3 protein-coding genes and 2 pseudogenes are annotated in these 3,854 nt (G+C 59.9%); 3 read left to right on the plus strand and 2 right to left on the minus strand.

What is annotated here, in order from left to right:
* Positions 1-342: 342 nt before the first annotated feature.
* Both AC2VNM_RS06910 and AC2VNM_RS06915 read left to right on the plus strand, forming a co-directional pair.
* Positions 343-408: pseudogene (locus AC2VNM_RS06910) on the plus strand (hypothetical protein); the annotation flags it as partial.
* 47 nt (positions 409-455) lie between these two features.
* A complete protein-coding gene (locus tag AC2VNM_RS06915) occupies positions 456-950 on the plus strand; it encodes an ATP-binding protein (RefSeq protein ID WP_483190212.1) in 495 nt (164 codons plus the stop codon).
* A 141-nt stretch (positions 951-1,091) separates the two neighbouring features.
* Here AC2VNM_RS06915 and istB read toward each other — a convergent pair whose 3' ends face one another.
* A complete protein-coding gene (gene istB / locus AC2VNM_RS06920) occupies positions 1,092-1,853 on the minus strand; it encodes an IS21-like element helper ATPase IstB (protein ID WP_483190211.1) in 762 nt (253 codons plus the stop codon).
* Positions 1,854-1,867: 14 nt separating this feature from the next.
* Entirely contained in the window at positions 1,868-3,385 is a 1,518-nt protein-coding gene (istA, locus tag AC2VNM_RS06925; RefSeq protein WP_483190214.1) for an IS21 family transposase, read from the minus strand.
* Between the two features lie 258 nt (positions 3,386-3,643).
* Between istA and AC2VNM_RS06930 the strand changes: the two are divergent.
* Positions 3,644-3,854: pseudogene (locus AC2VNM_RS06930) on the plus strand (ATP-binding protein); the annotation flags it as partial.

Consider the following 3,854-nt stretch of genomic DNA (forward strand, 5'->3'; position numbering starts at 1 on the left):
ACGCCGCTATGTGGACCGTATCCTGGTCCTGCACGAAGGCCAGGCGGTGGCCAGCCATCGGCGGCATATGGGGCGCGGCCAGGTCTTCACGGATGTCCTCCACTACCTGGATGTCCTGGAGCGCAAGCCCGGTGCCCTGCGCAACGGGCGCCCCTTCCAGGAGCTGCCGCGCGCCATCACCGCAGTGCGTCAACGGCTGCAAAACAAGCCCTTGGGGGATCGGGAGTTCGTCACCGTACTCCTGATGGCGCGGGAATACGGCATCGAGAATCTGGAAACCGCCTGCGCCATGGCCCTGGAGCAGGGTGCCGTGAATACCGCGGTGGTGCTGAACCTCATGCATCGCTTCGCGAATCCGCTGCCCCCGGCCCCAGTGTGCACGCCAGACGCTCTGCGTTTGCAGGATGAACCCCGTGCGGACTGTGCCCGATACGACTTGCTGCGGGGGAATGCCTATGTCCACTGAGCTGCTGCAATCCCTGCGTGCTCTGCATCTCTACGGCATGGCCCTGGCAGTGGAGGATTGGATGGACCAGCGCACCCCTCTGGATCCCGAGACGTGGTTGGCTCAACTCATCGCCGCGGAAAGCCAGGAGCGTGCCAATCGTAGCCTCCTCTACCAGATGCGTACCGCACGTTTCCCCACCCAGCGCGGCCTGGAGGACTTCGACTTTAGCGAAAGTCCCGTGGACCAGAAGGCGCTACAGCGACTTGCCGAGGGCCACTATCTGGGCGCCGCCCACAACATCATCTTCGTCGGTGGCACCGGGACCGGCAAAACCCATCTCGCACTGGCCCTAGGTCATGCCGCCATCTACCAGGGCCATCGTGTGCGCTGGTTCAACGTCGTCGATCTGGTCAATCAATTGGAGCAGGAAAAGACCCGTGGACAGAGTGGCCGCCTGGTCAAAACCTTGCTGAATGCGTATTCCGGCGATCGTGGGCGCTGATTACGCTGATCGTGGGCACTCCCGAAAAGCGTACATTCTGGTTGTTCTGATTTTAGACATAGGTGCCCACGATCGGTCAAATTTGGCTACTAGTGGTCCAGCCTTCTGTAATGATGGTTACAGCGTAACCTGTGAGAGCCGTCAGGACGCTTCTGCCACCCTGGCTGCATGAGATGGTTCCTGTTGGCGACGGAGGGAGTCCCCTTTCAGTTCTAGTCGGTGCGCGCTCTGCAACAGACGGTCGAGAACGGCATCGGCGACAGTAGGCTCGCCAAGGATTTCATGCCAATGCGAGACGGGAAGCTGACTGGTGATCAAGGTTGCGCGCTGGCCGACACGATCATCGATGATTTCCAGCAAATCCCGGGCGTTTTCGCCGCTCATCGGTGCCAACCCCCAATCGTCGAGGATCAGCAAGTCCACCTTGGCGATGGCGTTCAGATAGCGACCGAAGCTACCGTCGCCGTGCCGGATTTGGAGATCTTCCAGAAAGCGTGGCAGACGGAGGTAGCGTACACCCAGTCCTTGGCGACAGGCCTGGTGGCCCAAGGCGCAGGCGATCCAGGTCTTGCCGGTTCCGGTAGCCCCTGTAACCAGGAGGTTCTGCCCCTGTCGTATCCAGGAGCAGGGAATCAGCGCGGCCATTTTCCCTCGATCCAGGCCCCGAGAAGATCGATAATCCAGGTCTTCTATGGCGGCGTTTAGTTTGAGCTTGGCCAACTTCAGCAGGCGTTTCAGGCGTCGGTCATCGCGGGCACAGAGCTCCCGAACCAGGAGTAGTGCAAGGCGATCCTCAAAGGGAAGCTCTTGCATCTGCGGTAGCGTGGACTGCTCAACCAAGGCTTCGGCCATAGCGTAGAGATTGAGCTGGTGTAAGGCTTGGATGGTCGGTTGCGATAGCATCGAAAGACTCCTTGTCAGTGGTAGTAGCGAGAGCCAAGGATATTCCCGTGCAGGGGTAAGGGCTTAGCTGGATCGGAGTGACGTTGGTTTTGATCGAGTTTCTGCTTCAGGATGGAGCGAACACTGCGGGTTGTGGGTGAGCCATTGCGCAGAGCACGGCTACAGGCTGATTCCAGCCGATCTTGCGGGTAGTGGCGGGAGAGGCTGAGTAAGCCGAGACAGGAGCGATACCCCTGTTCCGGATGCGGTCGATTCTCCAACTGCCAGCGCACGAGATCTCGAGTCGCCGGGCCAATGGAGAGCGCCCAGCGCAACAGGCGCCCCGGGCTCCACTCTTGGTGCTTCTGGTGGGCCTTGGGCATATGTTCGGTCAGGGTGCTGTAGCGACCCTGGGTGAGCTCGCGTAGATGACTGGCAACGCGTTGCTGTCCATGGAAGATCTCTACGGTTTGGGCGCTGACGCGCAGATCGACCCGCTGGCCAACCAGTTGGTGGGGTACCGAATAGAAGCGTCCTTGGTAAGCCACATGGTAGTCGATGCTGACCTTAGCCGACTTCCACTCGGCATATTCATAGGGCACCGTCGGGAGAGGCTGGAGGGCGGGGGCATCCAGGGTCTCGAAGGCGCTACGGCGGCAGCCAGGAAGTTGTTTGAACGGGCGTTGATTCAGCTCCTCCAGCAGCCGGCGGATGGTCTGGTTGAGCTCCGCCAGGGAGAAGAATTGGAAGTGCCGAAGACGGGCCAAAATCCAACGCTCCACGATGAGCACGCCCACCTCTACCTTGGCTTTGTCCTTGGGTTTATAGGGTCTGGTGGGTAGCACCACCGCGCCGTAGTGCCTGGCCAGATCGCGATAGCTCCGGTTGATTTCCGGCTCATAACGGGAGGCCTTGGTGACGGCGGCCTTCAAGTTGTCAGGTACCAAAAGGCGGGGAACCCCGCCAAAGAAAGCCAGGGCCCGCACGTGAGAACCCAAGAAGTCGGGCAGACTCTGGCTCCAGGTGGCCTCACAGTAGGTATAATTGGAGGCCCCCAGCACGGCCACGAAGATTTGCGCTTGCCGGACCTCTCCCGTGCGGGGATCGACCACCGGCACGGTGGGGCCAGCATAATCGATGAAGACCTTTTCTCCAGCAATATGGGTCTGCCGCATGCTGCGCTTGAGCCGCGCCCTCCACGTGCGGTAATGGGCGCAGAACTGGGAATACTGGTAGATCCGCTGTCCTGGATGGGCAGCCACATACTCCTCCCACAGCAACTGCAGAGTCACGCCTTTGCGCTGTAGCTGTGTGTGGATGGCGGCAAAGTCTGGAATCAAGATGGAATGGGAAGCCGCACGACGGGCAGGGAACAACCGCGCCTCGAGCCCGGCGGCGTCTATGTCGTCCGGCAGCGGCCAGGACAGCCCGGCCTGCGCGGCCAACTGCAAATACTTGCTGACGGCTCCTTTGGACAGGCGGCAGGCTTGCACAATTTGCCGCTGACTGAACCCTGCGGCGTGTAAACGGAGTACTTCGTAAATCGCTTTCATGGTCATCCTCGGTGTGGGCATGCTACATCTCCGGCAAAAGAGAAGCAGAACGCCTTCCAATCCATTGAACGACCAGAATGTTTTTAATTCGCCAGGAGCAAATCCCGGTTCCGTTACGCCATCGTGGGCACCGATTACGAAAAAAGCGCAAAAGTGCCCACGATCAGCCGTAATGACCGCCCACGATCAAACGGAATCAGCGCCCACGATCAATCGTAATGGGTGCCCACGATGCCCCGTAATATGCAGCTGAACATGAACCTCGTCGTCCTTGATGAGCTGGGCTACTTACCCTTCTCCGAGTCCGGTGGTGCCTTGCTCTTCCATCTGATCAGCAAGCTCTACGAGCACACCGCGCTGATCGTCACCACCAACCTCTCCTTCGGGGAATGGGTCCAGGTCTTCGGCGACGCCAAGATGACCACCGCCATGCTCGATCGCCTCACCCACCACTGCGACATCATCGAGA

This window comes from Acidithiobacillus sp. TH-A67 (genome assembly GCF_057473545.1).

Coding starts and splice junctions, on each gene's coding strand:
- AC2VNM_RS06915 (WP_483190212.1), top strand. CDS start 456: ATGTCCACTGAGCTGCTGCAATCCCTGCGTGCTCTGCATCTCTACGGC.
- istB (WP_483190211.1), bottom strand. CDS start 1,853: ATGCTATCGCAACCGACCATCCAAGCCTTACACCAGCTCAATCTCTAC.
- istA (WP_483190214.1), bottom strand. CDS start 3,385: ATGAAAGCGATTTACGAAGTACTCCGTTTACACGCCGCAGGGTTCAGT.